Source organism: Pseudomonas brenneri (assembly GCF_007858285.1).
Classification (GTDB): domain Bacteria; phylum Pseudomonadota; class Gammaproteobacteria; order Pseudomonadales; family Pseudomonadaceae; genus Aquipseudomonas; species Aquipseudomonas brenneri.
In genome coordinates this window covers 1-6,490 of the sequence record NZ_VFIL01000025.1, presented here as the reverse complement: position 1 = coordinate 6,490, position 6,490 = coordinate 1, and the positions used below count along the sequence as shown (strand labels likewise).

The 6,490-nt window shown below is 61.4% G+C and carries 1 protein-coding gene; it reads right to left on the bottom strand.

The genetic code is table 11. The features are described from left to right. Positions 1-6,490, bottom strand: a 6,490-nt coding sequence (locus tag FJD34_RS27970) for a non-ribosomal peptide synthetase (RefSeq protein WP_223232769.1), incomplete at both ends; no start/stop codon positions are given.

Sequence of the window (6,490 nt, the reverse complement as noted above, 5' to 3'; positions counted from 1 at the left end):
GTTGGCCCGGGCATTGAGTTCGGCGTAGCTCAGTTGTTGTTCGGCAAACACCAGCGCCACCGCTTCTGGGGTGCGCGCCGCCTGTTCTTCGATCAACTGCTGGATGCACTGCCCGGCCGGGTAAGCTGCGGCGGTACGATTCCAGTCATGCAACATTTGCTGCTGGCTGGTCTCAAACAACTTGAGCTCGCCCAGTGGACTGTCCGCTGCTACCTCAAGCATCTGTTCAAGCACAGCCAGCAGTTGTTCGCTCACTTGACCAATGGTCGAGGCCGCAAAGTGCGCACACTGATAGCTGAAGTTGAACGCCAGGGTCTGCCCCACACCGATCATCACGGTCAACGGGTAGTTGGTCCGCTCGAAATAACTGACGTTCTTGAACACCAGTTCCTTGGGCGCTTCCTGCTGCAGCACCTCGGACACCGGGTAGTTCTCGAACACCAGCAGGCTGTCGAACAGGTCACCGCCGTCCTGCGCGGCCCAGCGCTGGATGTCGAACAGCGGCGTGTATTCGTACTCACGCAGGCGCAGGTTCAACTGCTGCACACTGTGCAACCAGCTTTCCAGGCTTTGTTCAGGTTGTGGGCTGGCAATCACCGGCAGCGTATTGATGAACAGGCCGATCTGTTGTTCGACGCCCTTGAGGTCGGCAGGCCGCCCGGACACAGTAGCCCCGAACGCCACGCTCGATTGACCGGTATAACGCTTCAACAGCAACAGCCAGGCCGCCTGGACCAAGGTGTTGAGGGTGACTTTGTGAGCCTGGGCCAGGCTGCGCAGACGTTGGGTGGTAGGTTCGTCCACAACTTGGCGCTGTTCGCCATAGAGCGCCTGCGAACCGGCGACTGGTGTGTGTGCGATAGCACGGGCCAAATGGGTCGGCTCATTGAGCGCCAGCAGTTGCTCTTTCCAGAATCGCTCGCTGGCCTCGGCATCCTGGCGTTGCAGCCACTGGATGTAGTCACGATAGCGGCCGGCATTCAACGCCAGCGTTTCACCGCTGTAGCGCTGCAACACCTCCCCCATCAATTGCGAAGCGCTCCAGCCATCCATGAGGATGTGATGGTTGGTGTAGATCAGGTGATAACGCAGTGCATCGACGCGTATCAGCACCAGACGCAATAACGGTGCCTGCGTCAAATCAAAGCCCTGCGCACGCTCAGCCAAGGCTCGGGCGTCCAGCTGCGCCATGAGATCGGCGCGACCTTGCCAGTCCAATACCGTGAACGGCACGCTGACGTGTGGGTGGACCACCTGCACCGGTTGCTCCAGGCTGCCCTGCCAGACAAAACTGGTGCGCAGTACATCGCGAACATCCATCGTGGCTTGCCAGGCGGCCAGAAAACGTTGCGGATCAAGCCCCTCGACATCCAGCCGCACCTGGTTGGTGTAACTGCCACCCTGAGGCTCATACAGGGTATGGAACAACATGCCACGCTGCATCGGCGACAAGGCATACACATCCTCAATCGCACCAGCACTGGCCGGCAATTCGTCCAGTTGCTGCTGGGTCAACGTCGCCAGCGGGAAATCCGAGGGTGTCAGGCCACGATGCTGGGGCTGGCAACAATGTTCGATCAGTTGCTCAAGTTCACGGGCGTATTCATCGGCCAGGCGCTGAATCACCGGCTCACTGAACATCTGCTCACTGAAGGTCCAACCCAGGCTCAACTCACCGCCATACACCTGGCCATTGAGCGACAACCAATTGCCCAATGACGCCAGCGGGCTGTGCTCGGCGCCTTTGGCTTCAGTGGCCGGAACAAACAGCACACCGTCCTCGGCATCGAAACTGCCGTCGAACTGCCCCAGGTAGTTAAAGGTAATGCGCGGCACTGCTTGTTGGCTCAGGGCCTGGCGTGTCGGCTCATCGCCCAGGTAACGCAACAGGCCAAAACCGACCCCGCGATCGGGTACCGCACGCAACTGCTCCTTGATCTGCTTGATCGAGTCAGCAACGCCTGCGGCCGGCGTCAAGTTGACCGGAAACATACTGGTGAACCAGCCCACGGTGCGGGTCAGATCCAATTGTTCAAACAGCTCTTCGCGGCCATGGCCCTCAAGCTGGATCAACGTTGAGCCTTGCCCGGTCCAGCGGCAGATCACCCGCGCCAAAGCAGCCAACAGCAAGTCGTTGATCTGGGTCCGGTAGGCCACGGCCGTGTCCTGCAACAACTGACGGGTCAGGGTTGAGTTCAATCGCGTGTAGACCGTCTGGGCATGACAGTTTTGCAGTGAGCCTTGCGGGTTGTCGCAAGGCAGTTGTGCGGCATCGGCCAACCCCTGGGCTTGCCAGTACGGCAACTGTTGCAGTAAAGCGGCGCTCTGGCCATGAGCCTGCAAGTGCTCGACCCAGCGCTTGAATGACACCGTCTTGAGGCCGAACGTGATCACCTGCCCCGCCAACAGCTGCCTATAGGCCTCTTGCAGGTCCTCCAGCAGGATGCGCCAGGACACACCGTCCACCACCAAATGGTGCACCACTAACAACAGGCGTTGCTCGCCTCCGGGCAATTCGAAGAGCACCGCACGCAATAGCGGCCCGTGCTCCAGGCCGAGACTGCCCTGGGCCTGGTCGGCAAGCCATTCAAGCTCGCCCAGGTCAGCCACCGTTTTGTGCCAGAGCGGCGCGGACAACAACTGCTGTTGCTCCAGGGAGCGATAGCTTGCCGTCAGGTTCTGTGGGTCAAAGCTCAGGCGCAAGCCGTCGTGATGACTGATCAGTGCCTGCAATGCCTGTTCAAGGCGTTGCGGATCCAGAGGGTTCAACGGCTTGAGCAACACCGATTGGTTCCAGCGCTGACGCTCGGGGATTGCCTGCTCAAAGAACCACTGCTGCACCGGTAACAGGGCGCAGGCACCGCTGACCGGGCCTTGTTCAACGAGCCCATCCGGTTCGCCGACCTCAGCCACCCTCGCCAGGCGCTGGACTGTTTGTTGCTGAAACAGATCTTTAGGGGTAAAGCGAATACCCGCCTGGCGCGCCCGGCTGACCACTTGGATCGAAATGATCGAGTCGCCACCCAGGGTAAAGAAGTTATCCGTGACACCAACCTGCTCAAGCTTGAGGATGTCCTGCCAGATCGCCACAAGCTGGCGCTCCAGGGCATTGCCCGGGGCAAGGTATGCCCGCAGGTTCTGGGTCAGGTCTGGCACCGGTAAAGCCTTGCGGTCGAGCTTGCCATTGGGGGTCAGCGGCAACTGGTCGAGGAACACCACATGCGCCGGCACCATGTACTCCGGCAAGTGCTCCTTGAGCTGCGCCTTGATCGCCTCGCCCAGGGCTGCCGCCCCTTCGCTGGCACTGACGGAGGCCACCAGATAGGCCACCAGTTGCTGACCGCTGGCCCCTTCGATTGCCAGTACCACGCCTTCGCGCACGGACTCAAGGGCCAGCAACCGCGCCTCGATTTCACCCAGTTCGATACGGAAGCCACGCACCTTGACCTGATGGTCGATACGCCCCACGTATTCGATCACGCCATCGGCGCGGTAACGGGTCAGGTCGCCGGTACGGTACAGACGCTCGCCCGTGGTCGAGAATGGGTTGGGCACATAACGTTCGGCCGTCAGGCCTGGACGGAACAGGTAGCCACGGGTGATACCCTCGCCCGCCAGATACAGCTCGGCGGCGACGCCTATCGGTACCGTTTGCAGCTGTTGGTCCAGCAAGTAGCTGGCGGTGTTGTCCAGGGGCCGGCCAATATTGGCCGATGCCCCGATGGCGCGCCGGGTCCAGGTCGAATAGGTAGTGTCTTCCGATGGCCCGTACAAGTCGTAGACATGCTCCACCGTGGGCTGCGCATAGAGCACTTCTACCAACGACTGCTTCAGCGGTTCACCGGCCAGGTTGATGATGCGCACACTCGCGGGAATCTGCCCGGCCCGTTGCAGGGCGGCAATCGCCGACGGCACGGTGTTGATCAGGCGCACTTGATCCCGGGCCGCCAGGTCAGGCAGCTCCAGGGCATTGCGTGCCATGACGATTGAACCGCCACTGGCCAGGGTGACAAAAATCTCCCACACCGACAGGTCGAAACACACGGACGTCGAGGCCAGGACACCTTGCAGGTCATCCTGGCTGTACACCTGCTGCGACCAGTGGATCAGCGCCAGCACATTACGGTGGGCAATCGCCACACCCTTCGGCTTGCCCGTGGAGCCGGAGGTGTAAATCACATAGGCCAGGTTCGACGACTGCCCACGGTGCCCCGGGTTGTGCTGCGCATATCCGGCAAACGCGTCGCCACCGGCCTCCACCAGCACGACCTGGGCATCACCCTGCGGCAGCTGCTCCAACAGGCTGGCCTGGGTCAGCAAGACCTTGGCCTGGCTGTCTTCAAGCATGTAGGCCACACGGTCCTGCGGGTAATCCGGGTCCAGCGGCACATAGGCGCCACCGGCCTTGAGTACCGCCAGCAAGGCAATCACCAACTCGCTGGAGCGCGGCATCGCCACGCCCACCCGGACTTCCGCCGCAATACCCAGCTCGATCAGCCGGTGCGCCAACTGGTTGGCCCGCGCATTGAGCTGGGCGTAACTCAGGGTTTGCTCGCCCGCCACCAGGGCCAAGGCATCCGGCTGTTGCTCGGCGCGCGCTTCGATCAGATGCTGGATACCAGGCTGATCGGCAAAGGTCGAACCGTTGGTATTCCAATCGTGGGTGATCAACTGCGCTTCGCGGATGCTGAGTAGCGCCAGCTCGGCCACCGACTGCTGCGGGTCACTGACGATCCCCTGCAACAGGGTTTGCCAATGCAAGGCCAGGCGCTCGATGGTCGCGGCCTCGAACAGGTCAGTCGCGTAAATCAGTGACGCCGACACCCCGTCCTCGGATTCGAAGGTGTTCAAGGTCAGGTCGAACTGCGCCGTGGCGCTCTCCCAGCTCAAGCCTTCGACATGCAACGCGTCCAGCCGAATGCTGGTGCTCAGGTGCTGGGGGTCCTGGCTCTGATGGTTGAACATCACCTGGAACAACGGGTTATGGCTCAGGCTGCGCTCGGGCTGCAAGCGATCGACCAACTGCTCGAACGGCAGGTCCTGCCAGGCCTGGCCAGCCAGCGCGGAACGGCGCACCTGGCCCAGGAAGTCGCGAAACGACAAGCCCTCGCTGAACTCAGCCTTGAGCACCTGGGTATTGACGAAGAAGCCAATCAGGCGCTCGGTCTCCAACCGGTTACGGTTGGCGATGGGCACGCCGACGCGAATATCGTTTTGCCCGCTGTAGCGGTGCAACAAAGCCTGGAACGACGCCAGCAACAGCATAAACAGCGTGACCTGTTCGCGCTGGGCCAACTGTTTCAACGCCGCGCCCAGCTCTGCGCTCAACGGGATCTGTATTTGCGCACCACGGTAACTCTGCTGGGCCGGACGCGGATGATCGGTCGGCAACTCCAGTACGGGCTGCTCACCGCCCAGTTGCTCCAACCAATATGCCAGTTGACGCTCGCGCTCGCCGCTGTCCATCCACTGGCGCTGCCACAGTGCGTAGTCGGCGTATTGGATCGGCAAGGCCGGCAGTTGCACGTCCTGGCCCTGGCTGTAACCGGCATAAAGTTCAATCAACTCATCCACAGTCACTTTCATCGACCAACGGTCGGAGACGATGTGGTGTTGAGTCACGATCAGCACGTAGTCGTCGGCCGCCAATTGCAGCAATTTGGCCCGCAACAACGGACCTTGATGCAGGTTGAACAGTTGGCTTACTTCCTGGTCGACCCGGGCCTTGAGCCGCGTATCGAAATCTGCTGTCGGACAGAAGGGTTCGACGGCGAGAGTCAGTTTCATCTCGGGCTGAATCACCTGCACGGTGCCCCCGTCTTCTTCGATGAACTGTGTGCGCAGGCTCTCATGACGCGCCAGCAGCGTGTTGAAACTATGCTCCAGCGCAGCGACATCCAGGGTGCCGCGCAGGCGCAGCGCCGTCGGAATATGGTAAGCGGCGCTGTCCGGGTCCAATTGCCAGAGGAACCACTGCCGCTCTTGGGCATAGGACAGCGGCAACGATTGATCGCGCTCGATCCGGGTCAACGCGGGGGCCTGTACGCTCGACGCCTCTGGCTCCAAGGCCTGGACAAAGGTCTGCAAGGTGCTGTGTTCAAACAACGTACGCAGCGGTACTTCAGCGTTCAGCAACTGCCGCACTCGCGACATGACCTGGGTGGCCAGCAACGAGTGCCCGCCCAGTTCGAAGAAGTTGTCCGTCAGGCCCACCTGCGCAAGCTTGAGCACTTCTTGCCAGATCTGCGCCACTTGCCGCTGCCGTTCGCTGCTCGGTGCCACATAGGTCTTCTGCACCTGGCTGGCGTCCGGCTTGGGCAGGGCCTTGCGGTCCAGCTTGCCGTTGGGCGTCAGGGGCAGGCACTCCATGAACAGCCAGTACTGCGGCACCATGTAGTCCGGCAGTTGTTGGTGCAGGCTGTGTTTCAGCGCTTCGCGCAAGGTGTCTTCTGACGCCTCGGGCGCCACCAGGTAGCTGACCAGCACCGGT